19 protein-coding genes and 1 riboswitch are annotated in these 18,976 nt (G+C 62.7%); of the genes, 13 read left to right on the top strand and 6 right to left on the bottom strand.

Translation table 11 applies throughout. The features are described 5' to 3' along the window. The first annotated feature begins 51 nt into the window (after nucleotides 1–51). Both WFR25_RS01910 and msrA read left to right on the top strand, forming a co-directional pair. Nucleotides 52–207, top strand: a complete 156-nt coding sequence (locus WFR25_RS01910; RefSeq protein WP_336967986.1) for a hypothetical protein — start codon at nucleotides 52–54, stop codon at nucleotides 205–207. Next, complete coding sequence (gene msrA, locus WFR25_RS01905) at nucleotides 194–865, top strand: peptide-methionine (S)-S-oxide reductase MsrA (protein WP_336967984.1); 672 nt, start codon at nucleotides 194–196, stop codon at nucleotides 863–865. The genes WFR25_RS01910 and msrA overlap by 14 nt, the downstream gene beginning before the upstream one ends. 15 nt (nucleotides 866–880) lie before the next feature. Here msrA and WFR25_RS01900 read toward each other — a convergent pair whose 3' ends face one another. Next, entirely contained in the window at nucleotides 881–1,942 is a 1,062-nt protein-coding gene (locus WFR25_RS01900) for an N-acetylmuramoyl-L-alanine amidase family protein (RefSeq protein WP_419723133.1), read from the bottom strand. Between the two features lie 604 nt (nucleotides 1,943–2,546). On the opposite strand from WFR25_RS01900, the gene WFR25_RS01895 reads away from it, so the two are divergent. The 3 genes from WFR25_RS01895 (at nucleotide 2,547) to WFR25_RS01885 (ending at nucleotide 7,589) form a co-directional block, all read left to right on the top strand. Continuing rightward, nucleotides 2,547–5,294: an Rne/Rng family ribonuclease gene (locus WFR25_RS01895; protein ID WP_336967982.1), complete on the top strand. Its 2,748-nt coding sequence runs from the start codon at nucleotides 2,547–2,549 to the stop codon at nucleotides 5,292–5,294. 184 nt (nucleotides 5,295–5,478) lie between these two features. Then, nucleotides 5,479–6,828 (top strand): M48 family metalloprotease, encoded by a 1,350-nt coding sequence (locus WFR25_RS01890; protein WP_336967980.1) that lies wholly within the window; start codon nucleotides 5,479–5,481, stop codon nucleotides 6,826–6,828. Beyond that, nucleotides 6,825–7,589 (top strand): DsbA family protein, encoded by a 765-nt coding sequence (locus WFR25_RS01885; RefSeq protein WP_336967978.1) that lies wholly within the window; start codon nucleotides 6,825–6,827, stop codon nucleotides 7,587–7,589. Before WFR25_RS01890 ends, WFR25_RS01885 begins: the two co-directional genes overlap by 4 nt. A gap of 29 nt (nucleotides 7,590–7,618) precedes the next feature. Here the strand turns inward: WFR25_RS01885 and WFR25_RS01880 are convergent, their stop codons facing one another. Further along, nucleotides 7,619–8,515, bottom strand: coding sequence for a LysR family transcriptional regulator (locus WFR25_RS01880; protein WP_336967976.1), 897 nt, complete (start codon nucleotides 8,513–8,515; stop codon nucleotides 7,619–7,621). A gap of 115 nt (nucleotides 8,516–8,630) precedes the next feature. Between WFR25_RS01880 and WFR25_RS01875 the strand changes: the two genes are divergently transcribed. The 4 genes from WFR25_RS01875 to WFR25_RS01860 all read left to right on the top strand — a co-directional run bounded on the left by WFR25_RS01875 (nucleotide 8,631) and on the right by WFR25_RS01860 (nucleotide 11,594). Next, nucleotides 8,631–9,416: an SDR family NAD(P)-dependent oxidoreductase gene (locus WFR25_RS01875; protein ID WP_336967974.1), complete on the top strand. Its 786-nt coding sequence runs from the start codon at nucleotides 8,631–8,633 to the stop codon at nucleotides 9,414–9,416. 71 nt (nucleotides 9,417–9,487) lie between these two features. Beyond that, on the top strand, nucleotides 9,488–10,216 hold the full coding sequence (locus WFR25_RS01870; RefSeq protein ID WP_336967972.1) for a sterol desaturase family protein: 729 nt from the start codon (nucleotides 9,488–9,490) through the stop codon (nucleotides 10,214–10,216). 16 nt (nucleotides 10,217–10,232) lie between these two features. Continuing rightward, the gene (locus WFR25_RS01865; protein ID WP_336967970.1) at nucleotides 10,233–10,670 is read left to right on the top strand and encodes a DUF2141 domain-containing protein; all 438 of its coding nucleotides are present in this window, start codon (nucleotides 10,233–10,235) and stop codon (nucleotides 10,668–10,670) included. A 72-nt stretch (nucleotides 10,671–10,742) separates the two neighbouring features. Further along, a complete protein-coding gene (locus WFR25_RS01860) occupies nucleotides 10,743–11,594 on the top strand; it encodes a MipA/OmpV family protein (RefSeq protein WP_336967968.1) in 852 nt (283 codons plus the stop codon). A gap of 7 nt (nucleotides 11,595–11,601) precedes the next feature. Here WFR25_RS01860 and WFR25_RS01855 read toward each other — a convergent pair whose 3' ends face one another. Further along, entirely contained in the window at nucleotides 11,602–11,910 is a 309-nt protein-coding gene (locus WFR25_RS01855) for a hypothetical protein (protein ID WP_336967967.1), read from the bottom strand. A 37-nt stretch (nucleotides 11,911–11,947) separates the two neighbouring features. Then, nucleotides 11,948–12,055: riboswitch (TPP riboswitch) on the top strand. Nucleotides 12,056–12,103: 48 nt separating this feature from the next. Here WFR25_RS01855 and WFR25_RS01850 point away from each other — a divergent pair. The 3 genes from WFR25_RS01850 to WFR25_RS01840 all read left to right on the top strand — a co-directional run bounded on the left by WFR25_RS01850 (nucleotide 12,104) and on the right by WFR25_RS01840 (nucleotide 15,072). Then, entirely contained in the window at nucleotides 12,104–12,511 is a 408-nt protein-coding gene (locus WFR25_RS01850) for a DUF2065 domain-containing protein (RefSeq protein ID WP_336967965.1), read from the top strand. 13 nt (nucleotides 12,512–12,524) lie between these two features. Further along, nucleotides 12,525–14,411 carry a phosphomethylpyrimidine synthase ThiC gene (gene thiC / locus WFR25_RS01845; RefSeq protein ID WP_419723132.1) on the top strand — a complete coding sequence of 629 codons (1,887 nt, stop codon included), beginning with the start codon at nucleotides 12,525–12,527 and terminating at the stop codon, nucleotides 14,409–14,411. Between the two features lie 187 nt (nucleotides 14,412–14,598). Continuing rightward, nucleotides 14,599–15,072 carry a hypothetical protein gene (locus tag WFR25_RS01840; protein ID WP_336967963.1) on the top strand — a complete coding sequence of 158 codons (474 nt, stop codon included), beginning with the start codon at nucleotides 14,599–14,601 and terminating at the stop codon, nucleotides 15,070–15,072. Between the two features lie 16 nt (nucleotides 15,073–15,088). Here WFR25_RS01840 and WFR25_RS01835 read toward each other — a convergent pair whose 3' ends face one another. From WFR25_RS01835 to pdxH, 3 genes are all read right to left on the bottom strand, one after another. Beyond that, nucleotides 15,089–15,730 (bottom strand): Pr6Pr family membrane protein, encoded by a 642-nt coding sequence (locus WFR25_RS01835; RefSeq protein ID WP_336967962.1) that lies wholly within the window; start codon nucleotides 15,728–15,730, stop codon nucleotides 15,089–15,091. Between the two features lie 49 nt (nucleotides 15,731–15,779). Further along, on the bottom strand, nucleotides 15,780–17,114 hold the full coding sequence (locus WFR25_RS01830; RefSeq protein ID WP_336967960.1) for a dicarboxylate/amino acid:cation symporter: 1,335 nt from the start codon (nucleotides 17,112–17,114) through the stop codon (nucleotides 15,780–15,782). A 220-nt stretch (nucleotides 17,115–17,334) separates the two neighbouring features. After that, nucleotides 17,335–17,910 (bottom strand): pyridoxamine 5'-phosphate oxidase, encoded by a 576-nt coding sequence (gene pdxH, locus WFR25_RS01825; RefSeq protein ID WP_336967959.1) that lies wholly within the window; start codon nucleotides 17,908–17,910, stop codon nucleotides 17,335–17,337. A gap of 132 nt (nucleotides 17,911–18,042) precedes the next feature. Here pdxH and WFR25_RS01820 point away from each other — a divergent pair, with 132 nt between their 5' ends. Next, on the top strand, nucleotides 18,043–18,963 hold the full coding sequence (locus tag WFR25_RS01820) for a DnaJ C-terminal domain-containing protein (protein ID WP_336967956.1): 921 nt from the start codon (nucleotides 18,043–18,045) through the stop codon (nucleotides 18,961–18,963). The last annotated feature ends 13 nt before the right edge of the window (nucleotides 18,964–18,976 follow it).

The following is an 18,976-nucleotide window of genomic DNA, read 5'->3' as shown; positions in this document are numbered from 1 at the left end:
AACCCGACGGCCAAGACGGTCGAATAGAATAGAAAGCGAAAGGCTAAGGCCATGTTGGCATTTGTGAAATCAGACCTGTTTCTGCGTTTCCTGGGCGGTTTTGCCCTGGGGGCAGTGGGCATGTTCGCCTTCGCATCGCCCGAAAGTCCGCTCAAGACGCAGTCGGCGGTCGCCGCGTCGCCCTACAGCCAGAATGCGACGCTCTGACGGCCTTCTCCTGAGCCTGTTGGCGGCGCTAGCCGTCGTCTCCCCTGTTCGCGCCGAACGTGTCGTCACGGCCCCAGTCGCCACCATCGACGCCACCCCCACTCGAAAGCTGGAAACCGCCGTCTTTGCGGGCGGTTGTTATTGGGGGGTAGAGGCGGTCTTTTCCCATGTGAAGGGCGTGAAGCTCGTCGTTTCGGGCTTTTCCGGCGGGCCACGCGGGCAGCAGGTCGATTATGACCGTGTCAGCATGGGCGACACCGGCTTCGCCGAGGCGGTGCGCGTTACCTACGATCCGGCGCAGATCAGTTACGGCACGCTGCTGCGCGTCTTTTTCTCCGTCATTGCCGATCCAACCACGCTCAACCGGCAAGGACCGGACCGTGGCACCCAATATCGCAGCGCGCTCATTCCGCTGAACGCGGAGCAGGCGAAGGTGGCGAGCGCCTATTTGAAGCAATTGGGCGAGTCGGGGCTATGGACGGACCCCATCGTGACGAAGGTGGAGCGGTTCACCGGCTTTCAGTCGGCAGATGGCTATCACCAGGATTTCGCCCGCCGTAACCCGCGCCATCCCTATATCGTCCGCTGGGATGCGCCCAAGGTCGCGACGTTCAAGGCGATGTTCCCGGCGTTGTGGAGAGAGGTGCCCTCGGCCTGACGTGCCGGCGAACGGTCAATTCATAGCCAACTTGCGCGCAAAATGGACCTCGATCGCGCGGGCGGCGCCGGTGGCGATCTTGCGCTGGCCTTCACGGGAACTGAGAAAGGCGGCGTCGGCCGTGTTGCTGATATAGCCCGTTTCGAAAAGCACGGACGGCGTGTCCGGGGCCTTCAACACAATCAACGATGCGAAGCGGTGATAGGCGGTGCGGAATGGAACATAGGGCGATGCCTCGCGCTGGAGCAGCCGGGCGAAGCTGGCCGAGACGTTCATCGATTCGCGCTGGGTCAGGTCGATCAGGATCGAGGAGACGTCGCCACTCTGCCCGCCAAGGTTGACGCCATTGATGATGTCAGCCTTGTTTTCCCGCGCGGCGAGGCGGGCCGCCTCCCGGTCGGACGCGGTTTCCGACAGGGTATAGACGGTGGCGCCGTGCGCCTCCTCATTCTCCGCCGAATCGGCGTGGATGGAGATGAAGAGGTCCGCTCCCATTTTTCGCGCGATGCCATAACGTTCCTGGAGGACGAGAAACCGGTCATCGCTACGAGTCAGTGCCACGCGCACCCGGCCCGATTTGACCAGTTCGTCGCGAATCGCCTGCGCTATGTTGAGTGTCACATCCTTTTCGCGCTGGCCGGTTTCCTTGTTGATCGCGCCGGGATCATGGCCGCCATGCCCGGCGTCGATCACCACCAGCGGTCGGGCGCCATCGCGCGCGCCCTCGACCGGGGGCAGGGCGATGCCGCTGGCGGCGGGTGGGATCGGCACCGTGATGCTGTGGATCTTTTTGGGCGGACGCGCGGCCATGGCGGCTGGCGAATCGATGCCGATCCGGCCCTTGCCCAGCGTCGCACGGAACCGGTTGTCCGCCACGGATTGCACGAAGAAGGTCAGCGATTTACCGTCGACGGCAGGTCCGGCAAGATCCTGCATCACGCGCGCCACAGCGTCGCTGGTGCGCGCAAAGCCGTTGCTGCTGACCTGAGCGCCACGGATGTCGAGCGCGGCAATGCCGCCCGCCATTCCGGGCGATGGCGCCAGAAACGCAGCTGCCAGAGCAAGGCTATGAAACATGGGTTGCTTGTGCATCGCCCAACAGCACGCCGTCCAGCCAAAAATCACAGTGAACTCAACCCGTATCAACGCATTCCCGCGCTCAATCTGAGATTGAGCATCTCTTCTTGTTGGTGTGTAAAACGGGATGGTTAACGATGTTTTCAGTATGATCTGCCAAGGGTAGGTTCGGATGCGCCAATACGGGCAGGAATGTGGCAACTATATTTCGTGTGCCCGTTGCCCCTTCCCATTTTGACTGCTACCCCTTCATAGTCCCGAAAAAGCCCGTCCGTGAGGCGAGCCGCTTTTTCGGGGTTTTACGCACTTCGCGGCACAGTTTTCAAAGCCGCGGATAGACCAGGTTGACGCTGCATGAGGCATGTTTTCCATTCCAGGCCGACCCCATTTCCGGGCGATGCGGCGTGGGTGGTAAAGTCTAGGATGGACCGGGCCGGCACAGTTGCCGACCATGCCGATGCAGCAGACACGCTACCAACCCTTCAAAACCGGACGCCGCAGCGACACGCGCCTTGCTTTATGGCGCGCCCGAACCTGCCGTCCCATCATCGTCGCGTGGCAACCCGGCTCAGCGCCGTCGGTTGCTCACGCCGGAGAATAGTAAATGACAATGCGTATGCTGATCGATGCGCGCCACCGGGAAGAGACCCGGGTCGCGGTCGTCAAGGGAAACCGGATTGAGGAATTTGATTTCGAATCCGCCGAGCACAAGCAGCTCAAAGGCAATATATATCTAGCCAAGGTTACGCGGGTCGAACCGTCGCTGCAGGCGGCGTTCGTCGATTACGGCGGCAATCGCCATGGTTTCCTCGCTTTCAGCGAGATCCATCCCGACTATTACCAGATTCCGCGCGAAGACCGTGAAGCGTTGCTGCGCGAAGAGCGTGAGCATGCCGAGGAAGAGGCCGCGCTGCGCGCTGATTATGACGACGAGGATGACGACCGCGCTGAGCGTGGCGACATCGCCGACGGCGGGGTCGAATATGTCGATGCCCCCCATCATCATGATGATGAAGATGGCGCGGAGCCGGGCGAGCAGGCCGAGGGCGGCGAACCGCAGGGCGGTGAACGTCATGGTGGTCGCGGTCGTGGCCGTGGTGGTGATGAAGCCGCCGACGAACTGCGCCGCAAGCGCATGGCGCTGCGCCGTCGCTACAAGATTCAGGATGTCATCAAGCGCCGTCAGGTGTTGTTGGTCCAGATCGTCAAGGAAGAGCGCGGCAACAAGGGCGCGGCGCTGACCACTTATCTGTCGCTGGCCGGTCGCTATTGCGTGCTGATGCCCAATACGTCTCATGGCGGCGGCATTTCGCGCAAGATTTCCAACACCGCCGACCGCAAGCGGTTGAAGTCGATCATCGCCGAAATGGCGCTGCCGTCTTCGATGGGCTGCATCGTTCGCACAGCGGGTCTGCAACGCACCAAGGTCGAGATACGGCGCGACTTCGACTATCTCGCCCGCCTGTGGGACGAGATTCGCGAGAATACGCTGAAGGCGGCTGCCCCGGCGCTGATCCACAATGACAGCGACCTCATCAAGCGGGCGATCCGCGATATCTATAATAAGGATATCGAGGAAGTCATCGTCGAGGGTGAGAATGGCTATCGGGCGGCCAAGGACTTCATGCGCCTGCTGATGCCCAGCCATGCGCGGCGCGTGAAGCAATATGCCGACCCGGTCTCGCTGTTCCAGCGGGCTGGAGCCGAAGATCAACTGGCGGCGATGTACAATCCCGTCGTGCAGCTCAAGTCCGGCGGCTATCTGGTCATCAACCCGACCGAAGCGCTGGTGTCGATCGACATCAACTCGGGCCGATCGACCCGCGAGCATGGCATCGAGCAGACCGCTGTCGCCACGAATCTGGAGGCCGCGCGCGAGATCGCCCGTCAGTTGCGACTGCGCGACATGGCTGGTCTGGTCGTCATCGACTTTATCGATATGGAGATGAACTCCAACATCCGTAAGGTCGAGAAGGCGATGAAGGAGGCGCTGAAGGACGATCGCGCCCGCATCCAGGTCGGCCGGATTTCGGGCTTCGGTCTGATGGAAATGAGCCGCCAGCGACTGCGTACCGGCGTGCTGGAAGCGTCGACCCGCGAATGTCCGCATTGCGAAGGCACGGGCCTGGTCCGTACCGCCTCTTCCGCTGGCCTGTCGGCACTGCGGATGCTGGAGGAAGAGGCTGCGCGTGGTCGCGGCAACCTCATCACCCTGCGCGCGAGCCAGGAAGCGGCCTTCTATGTCCTCAACAACAAGCGGATGGAACTGGACGAGATCGAGCAGCGCTATGGCGTGCGGATCGAAATCCTGCCCGATGGCGAAATCGAGGGCGCGCGGATGTCGGTGGAGGCCAGTGGTCCCCGTCCCGAGCGCGTCGTGACCTATGCGCCGATGGTCGAGGATGATGACGATCTCGACATCCCCGAGGACGAGGACGAGCTGGAAGAAGAAGCCGAGGAAGAGGCTCAGCAATCATCCGAGCGCGGGGATCACCCCGAACGCGGTGAGCGTGGAGAGGACCGCGAGGGCGGCCGCCGCCGCCGCCGCCGTCGTCGCGGCCGTCGCGGCAATCGTGAGGATGGTGGCGAAGAGGGGCGTGAAGACGGTTTGGGTGAAGCCCGGACCGACGCTGACCATGGCGATGCCGAGGATGAGGCTGGCGAAACCGATGCCGAAACCGAGGCAAACGTCGAGGGCGAGCGCGCCGAGACTGTAGAGAGTGGCGATGGTGAAGGTCGCCGTCGTGGCCGTCGTGGCCGCCGGGGTGGTCGTCGCCGTCGTGAAGGGGGCGAAGCGCCCGCTGGCGAACTGGTGGAAGGTGATGGCGAAGCTGCTGCCGAGACTGCCGAAGCCGTGGCGCAGGCGGACGCGCCGGTTGCAGCAGCCGAGCCGGTCGCCGAGGAAGCGCCCAAGACTCGTCGTCGTCCGCGCGCGCGCAAGAAGGACGTCGCGGTAGAAGCCGAGGCCCCTGTTGCTGTCGAGGCGCCCGCGCCGGTCGAGGCCGTCACGCCGGTTGAAGAGCCTGCTGCCGCAGTTGCGCCCAAGCCCAAGCGCACCCGCAAGAAGAAGGTCGATGCCGAGGCCGCGCCTGGAGTTGCTGCTCCTGTGGAAGCAGCGGTCGAGGAACCCGCGCCCAAACCCAAGCGCACCCGCAAGAAGAAGGCGGATGTGGTGACGGAAGAGGCACCTGTGGTTGAGGTTAAGGCGCCTGCACCCGCGACGCAGCCGGCGCTGGCTGACGCGCAGGCCTCCGAAGCCGGTGCCGAAGGTTCTGCACCCGAAGGCGATGAAGGGGAGAATGCCGATGGCTCGCCCCGTCGTGGCTGGTGGCAGCGCACCTTCGGTCAATAACGACAAGGGCAGCCGGTAAGTTGGCCGCCATGGATCATGGAAAAGGGTCGTCGCAGCACGGAAGGCTGTGGCGACCCTTTTCCTTTGGACGGCAAGCGATTCCCGCGCTTTCATGCGGGGTTCAGAGTGGGGCTGCCATCAGCGCGCGCGTGATTGGCTCCCTATCTCATAGGCCCGCAACGTAATGCGTGGCTGGTTGCGCCTGTTCGCTATACTATTCGTCATGATCGCGCTGGCCGCGCGTCCGGCGCTGGCGCAGCAGATATTGCGCGATGCGGAGACGGAGGCCTTCATGGCCGACATGTCCGGCCCGCTGGTCAAGGCGGCGGGCATGGACCCGCGCAACGTCCAGGTGCTGGTCATCAACGATCCTGAAATCAACGCGTTTGTCGCGGGCGGCCAATATGTCTGGGTGCATAGCGGGCTGATCGCGCAGGCCGATAATGTGAACCAGATACAGGGCGTCGTCGCGCACGAACTGGGCCATATCGAGGGCGGCCACATCATCCGCTCCGGCGAGGGGATGAAGGCGGCGACCGGCATCACCTTGCTCAGCCTGCTGGTTGGCGCGGCGGCGATTGCGGCGGGCGGCGCCGAAGCGGGCATGGGCATCATGGGGCTGGGCCAGCAGGCGGCCATGGGTAAATATCTGGCCTTTTCCCGTGCGCAGGAAAGCAGCGCGGATCTGGCGGGCGCGCGCTATCTGAGCGCTGCGGGGATAAGCGGCAAGGGCAGCATGGAGTTTTTCAAGAAACTCCAGAACCAGGAATATCGCCTCGCCATCCCGCAGGACGACAGCTACGGGCGCACACATCCGTTGTCGGGCGAGCGCATCAATGTGTTGCGCGAGGTCTATACGGTCGATCCCGCTTGGGAAAAGCCGGTCGACCCGGTGCTTGAGGCACGGTTCGAGCGGATCAAGGCGAAACTGGTTGGCTTTGTGTCGGAACCGCAGCAAACGCTGATTAAATATCCCGAAAGCGACAAATCGATCCCGGCCCATTATGCCCGCGCTTATGCTTGGCATAAGAGCGCCTATCCGCAAAAGGCGCTGGACGAGGTTGAGGCGCTGCTCGCCGCCGCGCCGCATGACCCTTATTTCCTGGAGTTGAAGGGGCAGGTCTTGCTGGAAAGCGGACGGCCCCAACAGGCTATCGCGCCATTGCGGGAGGCGGTGGCCGAAACGAACCAACCGCTCATCGCGGTGCTGCTGGGCCACGCCCTGATCGCGACCGAGGAGGATGCCAATTTCGCCGAAGCCGAAACCGTGCTGCGCAATGCGGTAGCACGCGACCGGGAAAATCCTTTTGCCTGGTATCAGTTGGGTGTCGTCTATGAGCGGCGCGGCGACATTCCGCGCGCCGCGCTGGCGTCAGCGGAACGCTATGCGATGATCGGGCAGGACCAGATGGCGCTGCGTAGCGCCGATGCGGCGATGCAAGGGTTGAAGGCCGGGACGGTCGACTATCTGCGCGCACAGGATATAGCGATGGTAAGCCGCGCCGCGGTCGAATCGCAGCGGAAGAAAAGATGACAGACAAGACGACACCCGGCTTTCGCGCCGCACTCTCCAATGGAAAGATACAGATGCTCTTAGGGTTCTTCGCCTTCGCGGCTGCCGCTGCGGGGACAGCCGCCGTCGTTCAGTCGCCTGCCATGGCACCTAACGACAAGGCTGCGATCGAGAAGATCGTCCATGACTATATATTGGAGCATCCCGAAATCATCCCGCAGGCGATCGAGAAGTTGCAGTCGAAGCGGATGAGCGGCACGATCGACGCCAATCGCAGCGCGATCGAGACACCCTATGCCGGAGCCTGGGAAGGCGCGGCCAAGGCGGACGTCACGGTCGTGGAGTTTTTCGATTATGCCTGCGGCTACTGCCGCGCGTCGCTGCCCGACCTTACGAAATTGCTGGCGGAGGACAAGGGCGTGAAGGTCGTTTATCGCGAACTGCCGATCCTGTCCGAACAGAGTTCGGATGCGGCCAAGGTATCGCTGCTGGCCGCCGAAAAGGGGCGTTATCCCGCCTTTCACAAGGCCTTGTATGACGCGGGCAAGGTGACGCGCGACACGATCTTTGCGGCGGCCACGACGGTCGGCATCGACCGCAAAGCCGCAGAGGCAGCGATGGTCGCGAGCAAGTATGATGGCGAGATTCAGTCCAACATTGCTTTGGCGCAAAAGCTGCAAGCGACCGGCACGCCGACTTTCGTGATTGGTGGGCAGGTGTTGAATGGCGCCATTGGTTATGACGCGCTGAAGGAAGCGGTGGCGAAGGCGCGGGGTCAATAGGCAGGCGCTTACTGGCCGCCGGATAAGGGTTATTCCGGCAGGACCAGTTCGGCCTCCAGAAAATCAAGGAAGGCGCGGATGCGCGTGGCCGTGCGTTCATGCGCGGCATATAGCGCATGGATATCCTCGCCATCGCCGGGATTATGGTCGGGCAATATCTCGACCAGACGCCCGGCGGCGAGATCCATGGCGATATGGAAGCGGCCCAGACGCGCTATGCCGCCGCCCGCGACCGCCATCAGCCGGACGACTTCGCCCGAATTGCCCATGAACGGTCCGTCGACGGGCCGCTGCACGACTGTCTTTCCTGTGCGAAAAGGCCAGCTATCCACCGTCCGGCGAAAGCTGAAGCGCAGGCAGCGATGATGGGCAAGGTCTGCGGGACTGGCGGGCGTACCATAGGTGTCGAGATAGGTGGGACTGGCGACGACCGCCATTGCGCTGCGGCCCAGCTTTTTCGCGCGGAGTCGCGTGTCGCGCAAAGGACCAATGCGGATCGCAATGTCTGCGCGCTCCTCGACCAGATCGACCAGGGTGTCTGACAGGCTCAGGGTCAGTTCGATGCCCGGACAGGCATCCAGGAAGCGCGGCAGGATCGGCAACAGGCATTGCGTGCCGAAAGGGACGGAGGCGTTGACGCGCAGCGGCCCGCGCGGACCCTCTGCCTCCTGGGCCAGTCCGCCCTCCAGCGCGTCCAGCTCGGCGAGCAAGGCCGCTACCCGCTCTCGATAGCGCTCACCTTCCGCCGTCAGCGCCAGCGCGCGGGTGGTGCGACGGATCAGCAGGACGCCCAGTCGCGCCTCCAGCCGACCGATCGTACGGCTGATGGCAGAGGGGGTTTGGCGCAACGCCTTCGCCGCGCTGGCGAAGCTGCCGCCGTCGGCCACGGCGAGGAAGGTTTCCATCTCGCCCGCACGATTATCCATGGCAGATCCTCATTCGTGCATTGAAATCACCTCTATAGTGATGGGCTTCGCTCTAATCATCAATGGTCGTGACGCTTATCTGTGTGACATAGTCATCGGATCAGGAGCTTTCGCCATGCAGTTGGGATTAGAGAATAGGACCGCCATCGTCACTGGATCGACCGCCGGCATCGGTCTTGCCATCGCCGAGCGGCTCGTCGCCGAAGGGGCGGAGGTCGTCATCACAGGTCGTAACCAGACGAAGCTGGATGAAGCCGCCGCCAAGATCGCTGGCCATGGCAAGGTGCGCGCGATTCTGGCGGACCCGGCCACGGCTGAGGGCGCGCAGGCACTAATCGCCGCCGTCCCCGACGCCGATATACTGATCAACAATCTGGGCATCTACGAGGCCAAGTCCTTTACCGAGATTAGCGACGCCGACTGGCATCATTTTTTCGAGGTCAATGTGGTGAGCGGTGCGCGGCTGGCGCGGCATTATTTCCCGCGTATGCTGGAGAAGAATTGGGGCCGAGTCATCTTCATCGCCAGCGAAAGCGCACTGCTGATCCCCGGCGAAATGATCCACTATGGCATGACCAAGACGGCCCAGCTTTCTATCGCCCGCGGTTTGGCGGAGCAAACGCGTGGCACCGGCGTAACTGTCAATTCGGTCCTGCCCGGCCCGACCCGATCGGAAGGGATTGCCGGCTTCATCAATTCGGTGGTCGAGAATAAGGATGCGCCGGTCGAGGAACAGGAGGCTGAGTTCTTCCGGTCGCTGCGCCCGCTTTCGCTGATCGGACGGCTGATCGAGGCCGAGGAGGTCGCGTCAATGGTCGCCTTCCTCGCCAGCCCGTTGGCCGCCGTCACCAATGGCGCGGCGATCCGGGTCGAGGGCGGAATTTTGCCGACGATCGTCTGACATCCGCCTTGGCGTCGCTCCACCCTCGCGCGGGGTGACGCCCCTGGGCCGATGCGCTATGGCAGCGCCAAATGGTCGCCGCCCTCCTGCTTTCCGCTTTCGCGATGAGCGCCATCATTGGCCTGCGATATCTGTTGGCGAGCGGCGGTTTCGCGCTGGCGACGCGGTTGCGGCATCCGGGTCTGTACCGGGGGCTGGAGCCGCAGATGCGGCGGGAGATCGGCTGGTCGTTGGCCTCTGCGCTGATCTATGGCATTCCGGCGGGGATCGTCGCCTGGGGTTGGCAGCAGCGGGGATGGACCCGTATCTATAGCGACATTGCGGCCTTTCCGCTCTGGTATCTGCCCTTATCGGTGCTTCTATACCTGCTGGTGCATGACACTTGGTTCTACTGGACGCATCGCTGGATGCACCGGCCGCGCCTGTTCCGTGCCGCCCATGCCGTCCACCATGCCAGCCGCCCGCCGACGGCCTGGGCCGCGATGAGCTTTCACCCCTGGGAAGCACTGACAGGCGCGATCGTGATCCCGGTGCTGGTTTTTGTGATTCCGATCCATGTCGGCGCACTGGGACTGGTGCTGACGATCATGACCGTCATGGGGGTGACTAATCATATGGGATGGGAAATGTTTCCGCGCTGGCTGGTACGCGGTCCGCTGGGAGACCTGTTGATTACCGCCAGTCATCATCAACGGCACCATGACCTCTATTCCTGCAACTATGGCCTGTATTTCCGCCATTGGGACCGGCTTTGCGGCACCGACCGGGGCTTGGGCGATTTCACGATGAAGGCACATTAACGATGAAGACACTGGCATGATTGGCAGATTGATCCTTTGTACGGTTGCACTCGCCACGCTGGTCGGTGCTGCGCCGGTCAGCGAGCCGCAGCCGCTGATGATGGCGCTGGAGGGGCTGCGATCGGCCAAGGGACGCGTACTGGTGTGCGTCACGCGCCTGCCCGATCATTTTCCCGACTGCACCGACGATCCCGATCGTCGTCATTTCACGGTCGCCGCAACGCCGGGACGCGTGACGTTGGGAACGATGGCGCCGGGCGATTATGCGATCGCCCTGATCCACGATGAAAATGGCAATGGGCGGCTGGATACCTTTGCCGGGATACCGCGCGAAGGGGTGGGCTTTTCGCGCAATCCGGCGATCCGTTTCGGGGCGCCCAGTTTCCAGTCGGCCCGCTTCGCGATTGCGGGGGCGCCGGTCGAACAGGACATCCGGCTCAAATATTTCCTGTAAGGCGTTGGGGTTGGACGGAACCTGTCGCCGCCCTGAACCATTTCCCCCATTGATATAAAGGGCATAGCATTCATGATCGACAGTCGCCGTCTTCTTCCCGCTGTACTCCCTCTGACTATGTTCGCCTTTGCCGCCCCTGTCTTCGCGCAAGAGGAGCAGGAGCATAGCACCCTGACGATCGGTGTCGGTGGTGCCTATGTTCCTAGCTATGAAGGGTCGGACGACTATCGGGCGATGCCGATCGCACAGGCGCGCGGCAAGGTGCATGATTTCGCCTTCTGGATGCGCGGTCCGTCCCTTTATGTTGATGCCATTCCCAATCGCGATGAAACGGGACTGGATTTCCAGCTTGGTCCGATGGTCAATGTGCGGTTCGACCGGACCAGCCGCAAGCAGATCAAGGACAATCAGATCCGGGCGCTCGGCAAGCTGGACACGGCGGTCGAGGTGGGCGGCTTTGTCGGCATCGGAAAAACGGGCGTGTTCACCAGTGCCTATGATAATCTGTCCGCTCGCATTGCCGTTTCAAAGGATGTGGCGGGTGCGCATGAAAGCTATGTCATCACGCCTGCCATCGAATATTTCACGCCATTGTCGACGACGAGCTTTGTCGGCCTGGGCCTGTCGGCGGAATATGTCGGCAAGAAATATGGTCGCTATTATTATGATGTCGATGCCGCCGGTTCGGTCGCCTCGGGCCTGCCGACTTATGCCGATGCGGGCACTGGTTCGGGCTTCAAGAAACTCTCGCTCAACGTGTCGGGCGGCAAGTCGCTGTCGGGCGACCTGCGCAAGGGGTGGGCGTTGTTCGCGGTCGGCGGCTATTCGCGGCTGCTGGGTGACTATGCCGACTCACCCATCGTGGCGATTGCGGGGAGCCGTAACCAATGGGTCGGCGCGGTGGGCGTCGGCTACACTTTTTAACCGAAGGCTAAGTGGGCCGGCGCGGGGTGATGCCGCCCTGCCGCTGACGGTGATAGCGGCGCTTCAATATCACGCTGATCACCAGCAGGGGGACGGAAAGCGCCCCGGCGATCAGTCCCAGGAAGCGGGGCGACCAGCCGTAGATACTGTGCAGGCCAGTCGCGCCGGGCAGCAGCATCAGCAATATCCCCAGCGTCAGTAACCATAATCCCCAGCGCCGCGGCCGTACCGCGACCATCCGCGTTTCGTGCCGCCAGGCCTTGCGCCCCGCTTTGGTGCTGAGGTCTGGCGATGAGGGGTGGGGTGTATGCGGCATAAGATGCTGGACCTTGTGCCCAACCGCCCCTATTCTGTCCATATCCCCGGGGAGCCATGATGGCTGAGAGGGGCGGTTTGAGTCCGCCCGACCCGCTGAACCTGATCCGGTTGACACCGGCGTAGGGAGGGAGCGGCCCCCATGCGGAAACCGCCCTCGTCCTTCGCCCAATGAAGAGACGAAGGAGGCCCTGATGGACACGATTTCCGTTCTGACATTGCGGCTGGCCGAAGCAATCGGCCTTTATCTGATTGTCATTGGCGTCAGCGGTCTGGTCGCGCCAGCGCGTTGGCGCGGGGTGATGGAGGATCTGGATCGCTCGCCGGGCCTGACCATCGCATTGGGCTTTAGCGTCTTTGCCGTCGGCACCGCGATGGTCATGGCCCACCGCGCGATGAGCGATCCACTGGCCGTCATCGTCACCCTTGCCGGCTATATCGCACTGGTCGAAGGGGCGCTGCTGATCGTGGTTCCGCGCGCCCTGCTTGATATTGGCCGCTGGGCCATCCGGTTCACGCGCATTTGGGCGATTATCTCGCTCGTCCTTGGTCTTCTCCTCTTTCTGGCGGGCCTGACGGGTCGCGCCACCGTCATTGTCTGAAAAGGAATCGCAAATGGCTGATGTCCCCGCCCATACTGAGATGCCCGAAGCCGGAGGCTTCGCCGACCGGCAGGTCGCAATGAACGTTACGACTGGCCCCATTCGGGGATCGAAGAAGGTCCATGTCGGGCCGTTGAAGGTCGCGATGCGCGAAATTCATCTGGAGCCGGGCAGCGGCGAACCGCCGGTGCGGGTCTATGACACGTCCGGTCCCTATAGCGACCCGGACGCCCGGATCGACATCATGTCGGGCCTGCCACAGTTGCGCCGGGATTGGATCATGGGCCGGGGCGATGTGGAGGACTATAGCGCGCGGGCCGTGAAGCCGGAGGATAACGGCCTGAAGGGGCCGGATCGTTCCGCCGGTGTCGCGCAGTTCCCCAACGTGGTGAAGCGCCCGATCCGCGCGAAGGCCGGCATGAATGTCAGCCAGATGCATTATGCGCGCCGGGGCATCATCACGCCGGAAATGGAATATGTCGCCGAGCGTGAGAATCTGGGCCGCGCCCGGCTGGCCGAATATGTCCGTGACGGGCAGGATTGGGGCGCGGAGATCCCCGATTATGTGACGCCGGAGTTCGTGCGCGATGAGATTGCGCGGGGCCGGGCGATCATCCCCAATAATATCAACCACCCGGAATCGGAGCCGATGGCGATCGGCCGCAATTTCCTGGTGAAGATCAACGCCAATATCGGCAACAGCGCCGTTGCGTCGGATGTGGCGTCCGAGGTCGACAAGATGGTCTGGTCGATCCGCTGGGGCGCGGATACGGTCATGGATCTGTCCACGGGGCGCAACATTCACGACACGCGCGAATGGATCATCCGCAATTCGCCGGTGCCGATCGGCACCGTTCCCATCTATCAGGCGCTGGAAAAGGTCGGCGGCATCGCCGAAGACCTGACCTGGGAAATCTTCCGCGACACGCTGATCGAACAGGCCGAGCAGGGCGTCGATTATTTCACCATCCATGCGGGCGTGCGCCTGCCCTATATCCCGATGACCGCCAAGCGCGTCACGGGCATCGTGTCGCGCGGCGGTTCGATCATGGCGAAATGGTGCCTGTCGCACCATAAGGAGAGCTTCCTTTACGAGCATTTCGACGAGATTACGGAGATTATGAAGGCCTATGACATCGCCTATTCGCTGGGCGATGGGCTGCGTCCTGGTTCCATCGCCGACGCCAATGACGAGGCGCAGTTCAGCGAACTCTACACGCTGGGCGAACTGACCAAGCGCGCCTGGGAACAGGATGTGCAGGTGATGATCGAGGGGCCGGGCCATGTGCCCATGCACAAGATCAAGCAGAATATGGAAAAGCAGTTGGAGGCCTGCGGCGAGGCGCCCTTCTACACGCTTGGGCCGCTAACCACCGACATCGCGCCGGGCTATGACCATATCACCAGCGGCATCGGCGCGGCCATGATCGGCTGGTACGGCACGGCGATGCTTTGCTATGTCACGCCCAAGGAGCATCTGGGCCTGCCCGACCGCGACGATGTGAAGGTGGGCGTGGTGACGTACAAGCTGGCCGCCCACGCCGCCGACCTTGCCAAGGGCCACCCGGCGGCCAAGGTCCGCGACGATGCCCTGTCGCGCGCGCGCTTCGAGTTCCGCTGGCGCGACCAGTTCAACCTGTCGCTCGATCCCGACACCGCGGAGGCCTATCACGACCAGACGCTGCCCGCGGAAGGCGCGAAGACGGCGCATTTCTGCTCCATGTGCGGCCCAAAATTCTGCTCGATGAAGATCACGCAGGAAGTGCGCGACTTTGGGGCGAAGCAGAATCAAGAGGCCGATGCTTTCATCGCCGCTGAGGATGCGCAGAAGGGCATGGATGCGATGAGCGAGGTGTTCAAGGAGAAGGGTGGGGAAATTTACCTGCCAGCGGCGGAATAGCGATGTTCCGGCGGAGGCTCCATAGGTCTCCGCCGGAATGTAAAGCCTCATTGCAAAATTGTTCTTGATATGTTCTTATTATCACCTTCACATGAGTCGGTGAATGAACGTGATCGAGACGAGCTATAGCTATTATCTGATATTGGTTCCGCCACCCGCAACGGCGCGGCTGATGGATAGACTGCGTGTGCAATATGGCCTTGATCGTCAGATCGTCGAACGTGAGCGGTTACACATGACGATCGGAAAGCTGGCCGTGCAGCATCCGATTCCCTTGCCGGATATGGTGGATCATGTGGAACAGGCCTTCACAGGCCACAACTTCCCCGGATGCGAGATCGTGCTGGATCGGCTGTCGGGCGGCATGCTGGAGTCGAGCGATCGTCTGTCTGGCCTGCATCATTTACATGGAGAGCTGTCGGGAGTGCTGGATTCCAAGGGGTTGGGAATAGTGAACAAAAGCTTCCATCCTCATTTGTCGCTCAGCTACGCTTCTTATCGAGGCATCAGCATTGTGCCGCGCATAGTCTGGCACGCGACGGAGATGATCCTGATCGAAAGCCTGCATGGCCGCCATCTGCATAGGCCATTGCGGAAATGGGGCCTGGCTCGCGACCAAATCGCGCCTGTTCCCAAGCAGCTTGAAATCTGGAACGCCTGACGGATGTTGGCGTGTTTCAGGCCTTGACTCGTGTTCGCCCCAGCCGCCGATCCACCCAGACCACCCCATAGCCCGCCACGATAAACCCCAGCGCAATCAGCGCGGCGTTCACCGAGACCCCGGCCCAACCCAGTTTTGTGACGTTGATGAAGGGGTAGGCATATTTCCCCTCCACCAGCCCACGCAGCAGCGCATAGGGCAGGTACGTCAGCGGGAAGAGCATCCAGATCCACGGTGCGCCCCAGTTCAGTTGGCCCTTGGACGCGAAAACCAGCCACCACAGGGGGAGAAGGATCGGCGTCACCTTGTGCAACAGGGTGTCGGTGAGCAGTGCGCCGCCAGAGAGTTCGATCATGCCGCGCAACAGCAGGCCGTAGACGATGCCGACCAGCAGGATCGAGAGGGTTGCTCCACCCAGCAGCACGGGCCTTCGCGCCCATCGCTGCCCTAGGGCCACGCCACTCATCACGATGGCGACGACAATGTTGGCCCAGATGGTGAAGAAGCGTAGCAGCGTCCAGAGCGTCGTCACGACATCGCCGTTCGCCGTGCCGTGAAAGGTGACGATGAACTGCACGCCAAGACCGGTGCAGGCTACCGCCGCCACAGCCAGCGCAGCGATTCGCGCTGTCGTTGAGGGCGGAGCATAGCGCGTCACGGGCGCCTCGCCTGCCCATCAGCCGGGCGCGTCCTCACCACCCCGACCGTCATCCCCGCTTGTTGCCCGGCTTGATCATGTCGGGCGCCAGTTCCAGCCCGGCGCGGCCATGGGCGGGTCCGTGCGCCGGCGCCTTGGGGTGGGGGACGTCGATCGGCTCTTCGACCTCCAGCATGCCTTCCCATTTGGTGATGACCGATGTGGCGATGGCGTTGCCCAGCACGTTGGTGGCGGTGCGGCCCATGTCCATGAAATGATCGACGGCGAGGATGAAGGCGACGCCCTCCACCGGCAGGTCGAATTGGCCCAGCGTGGCGGCAACCACGACCAGCGATGCGCGGGGGACGGCGGCGATGCCCTTGCTCGTCACCATCAGCACCAGCAATATGGTGATCTGGGTCGCGATCGGCAGGTCGATGCCATAGGCCTGCGCGATGAAGATGGTCGCGAAAGTCGCGTACATCATCGATCCGTCAAGGTTGAAGCTGTAGCCGAGCGGTAGCACGAAGCTGTAGATGCGGCGCGGCACGCCGAACCGGTCGAGCTGTTCCAGCATCTTGGGGTAGGCGGCCTCGGACGAGGCGGTGGAGAAGGCGATAAGGATCGGCTCGCGGACATAGCGGATCAGCGTGAACATCCGCTTGCCAAGGAAGATCGCGCCCGCCGCGAACAGCAGCAACCATAATGCGCCCAGCGCAAGATAGAATTCGCCGATCAACTGGCCGAAGGTCACAAGTATTCCAAGGCCTTGCAATGTAACCGAGGAGGCCAGCGCACCGAACACTGCAAAGGGGGCCACGCGCATGACATAGCCGGTGACTTGCAGCATCAGTTCGACCAGCGATTCCACGACGGCGATGATCGGCTTTCCCTTGTCCCCGATCGCGGTGAGCGCGACCCCGACGAACAGCGAGAAGACGACGATCTGGAGGATCGAATTTTCCGCCATTGCCCCTATCATGGAGGTGGGAAAGACGTGGAGGATGAAGTCACGGAAATTGAGCGCTTCGGTGTTCACGCCTGAATCCGCGCCACTGCGGACCAGATTGAGGCCTTCGCCGGGCGCAAAGAAGTTGACGAAGATGAGGCCCAGCGTCAGCGAAATCAGGCTGGCGATGATGAACCATGCGAGTGCCCGTCCGCCAATCCGGCCCAATGCCGCGCTGTCGCCCATATGGGCAATGCCCGCGACCAGCGTGGAGAAGACCAGCGGCGCGATAATCATCTTTATGAGGTGCAGGAAGATGTCGGCCAGCAGGTGGAAGTAGCCCGCCACATCCTTTGCCTGGGCTTCGTCACCGCCGACCCAGAGGTTGGCCGCGTAGCCCGTAAGCACCCCCAGGACCATGCCCGTCAGGATATAGGCCGTCAGTCTGTTCCGCATGTATATCCTCTAACCTGCGCGGCCCCGCCCACGCTGATGATCCGTCTTGTCAGGCAAGCACACCTAACAGGCGCCCGGCACGCCCGCAATGCAAGGGGAGCGTCGCATGCGGCCGACCGGGCTTGCTCTGGTTAAACGAAGCGGAGGGCCGTTTCCGCGCCTCGGTTCGTCCTGAATGGATGAAATGGGGCCAAATGAATGGGGCGGAGGGGAACGGGTTTCAGGGATACAGCATCCCTTCGTCCCAGCCCGTGTCGGTGCGGGTGAAGAGGCGGCGTTCGTGCAGCCGATATTCGCGATCCTGCCAGAATTCGATTGTGTGGGGGATGACGCGCAGGCCCGACCAGTGGGGTGGGCGGGGCACAGGCTGGCCATCGAAGCGGGCGCGCGCTTCTTCGAACCGATCAAGGAAGAGCTGGCGTGAGGGGAGGGGGCGGGACTGGTCTGATGCCCAGGCGCCTAGCTGGGAATCGCGGCTGCGGGTCGCGAAATAGGCGTCGGCAATGGCGTCATCGACCGGCTCCACCGGTCCTTCGATCCGAATCTGGCGACGCAGCGACTTCCAGTGGAACAGCAGGGCGGCGTGCGGATTGGCGAGCAGTTCGCCCGCCTTGCGACCCTCGAAATTCGTATAGAAGATGAAACCTTGCGCGCCGTGGCCCTTCAGCAACACCATCCGCACCGACGGGCGGCCGGCGGCGTCAGCGGTGGCCAGCGCCATCGCATTGCTGTCATTCACCTCGGTTTCGCGCGCTTGCGCATACCACTCATCGAACAGGACAAAGGGGTTGGTCATGGGGCATGGCTTAGGGCTGGGGCGGCGCGCTGTCGATATGGGCGACAAGCATGCTTGAAGGAAACCGCCCTTTTCGCCACATAAGGGCACGTTTTCATTCCTACCCGTCAAAAAGGACACCACATTCCCGTCATGGCCGATCCCTACACCACTCTGGGCGTCGCGCGCAGCGCGAGCGAGGCGGAGATCAAGTCTGCCTATCGCAAGCTGGCGAAGGAATTGCACCCCGACCGCAACACGGACAATCCCAAGGCCGCCGATCGCTTTGCCGAGGCGACCAATGCCTATGACCTTCTGTCCGACAAGGACAAGCGGGCGCGGTTCGACCGGGGGGAGATCGACGCGGACGGCAATCCCGCCGCGCCCTTTGGCTATGGCGCGGGCGGTGGTTTTCGCGGGCGACCGGGTGCCGGGCCGGGCGGGGCGGAGTTTCAGGACGGCGGCGATTTCGGCGATATATTCGAGGGGCTGTTCGGCGGCGGGCGCGCCCGCGCGGGCGGTGGTTTCGGCGGATTTGGGCGCGGACCCCAGCCAAAGGGCGCGAATGTCGCCTATCGGCTGGCGGTACAATTCATCGACGCGGCGACGCTGGCGCCGCAGCGCATCACATTGCAGGACGGCAAGACCATCGATCTGAAGCTGCCCGCCGGGGTTGAATCGGGTACGCAGATGCGCCTGTCCGGCAAGGGACAGCCGGGGGCGGGCGGCGCTGGCGATGCAATCGTCACGATCGACGTAAAATCCCATCCTTTCTTCACGCGCGATGGCGACAACATCCTGCTCGACCTGCCGATCACCCTGGATGAAGCGGTGAAGGGCGGGAAGGTCAAGGTGCCGACCCCTGATGGCCCGGTGATGCTGGGCGTGCCCGCTGGGGCGACATCGGGCAAGACGCTTCGCCTGCGCGAACGCGGCTTCACGGCCAAAAGCGGGAAGCGGGGCGACCAGTTGGTGACGCTGATGATCGACGTGGCCGCCGATGACCCGGCAATCCGCCAACTGATGGAAAGTTGGCAGGACGATCGCGCCGTTCGCGCCCATCTGGGCGTGTGATGCGTTAGGTCGG

This window comes from Sphingobium aromaticiconvertens, from assembly GCF_037154075.1.
GTDB lineage: Bacteria > Pseudomonadota > Alphaproteobacteria > Sphingomonadales > Sphingomonadaceae > Sphingobium > Sphingobium aromaticiconvertens.
This window is presented reverse-complemented; position numbering and strand designations above follow the sequence as displayed.

What these genes read in the sequence shown, in the direction of transcription:
- WFR25_RS01910 (WP_336967986.1), top strand. Translation starts at nt 52, where the DNA reads ATGTTGGCATTTGTGAAATCAGACCTGTTTCTGCGTTTCCTGGGCGGT.
- msrA (WP_336967984.1), top strand. Translation starts at nt 194, where the DNA reads ATGCGACGCTCTGACGGCCTTCTCCTGAGCCTGTTGGCGGCGCTAGCC.
- WFR25_RS01900 (WP_419723133.1), bottom strand. Translation starts at nt 1,942, where the DNA reads ATGTTTCATAGCCTTGCTCTGGCAGCTGCGTTTCTGGCGCCATCGCCC.
- WFR25_RS01895 (WP_336967982.1), top strand. Translation starts at nt 2,547, where the DNA reads ATGACAATGCGTATGCTGATCGATGCGCGCCACCGGGAAGAGACCCGG.
- WFR25_RS01890 (WP_336967980.1), top strand. Translation starts at nt 5,479, where the DNA reads ATGCGTGGCTGGTTGCGCCTGTTCGCTATACTATTCGTCATGATCGCG.
- WFR25_RS01885 (WP_336967978.1), top strand. Translation starts at nt 6,825, where the DNA reads ATGACAGACAAGACGACACCCGGCTTTCGCGCCGCACTCTCCAATGGA.
- WFR25_RS01880 (WP_336967976.1), bottom strand. Translation starts at nt 8,515, where the DNA reads ATGGATAATCGTGCGGGCGAGATGGAAACCTTCCTCGCCGTGGCCGAC.
- WFR25_RS01875 (WP_336967974.1), top strand. Translation starts at nt 8,631, where the DNA reads ATGCAGTTGGGATTAGAGAATAGGACCGCCATCGTCACTGGATCGACC.
- WFR25_RS01870 (WP_336967972.1), top strand. Translation starts at nt 9,488, where the DNA reads ATGGTCGCCGCCCTCCTGCTTTCCGCTTTCGCGATGAGCGCCATCATT.
- WFR25_RS01865 (WP_336967970.1), top strand. Translation starts at nt 10,233, where the DNA reads ATGATTGGCAGATTGATCCTTTGTACGGTTGCACTCGCCACGCTGGTC.
- WFR25_RS01860 (WP_336967968.1), top strand. Translation starts at nt 10,743, where the DNA reads ATGATCGACAGTCGCCGTCTTCTTCCCGCTGTACTCCCTCTGACTATG.
- WFR25_RS01855 (WP_336967967.1), bottom strand. Translation starts at nt 11,910, where the DNA reads ATGCCGCATACACCCCACCCCTCATCGCCAGACCTCAGCACCAAAGCG.
- WFR25_RS01850 (WP_336967965.1), top strand. Translation starts at nt 12,104, where the DNA reads ATGGACACGATTTCCGTTCTGACATTGCGGCTGGCCGAAGCAATCGGC.
- thiC (WP_419723132.1), top strand. Translation starts at nt 12,525, where the DNA reads ATGGCTGATGTCCCCGCCCATACTGAGATGCCCGAAGCCGGAGGCTTC.
- WFR25_RS01830 (WP_336967960.1), bottom strand. Translation starts at nt 17,114, where the DNA reads ATGCGGAACAGACTGACGGCCTATATCCTGACGGGCATGGTCCTGGGG.
- pdxH (WP_336967959.1), bottom strand. Translation starts at nt 17,910, where the DNA reads ATGACCAACCCCTTTGTCCTGTTCGATGAGTGGTATGCGCAAGCGCGC.
- WFR25_RS01820 (WP_336967956.1), top strand. Translation starts at nt 18,043, where the DNA reads ATGGCCGATCCCTACACCACTCTGGGCGTCGCGCGCAGCGCGAGCGAG.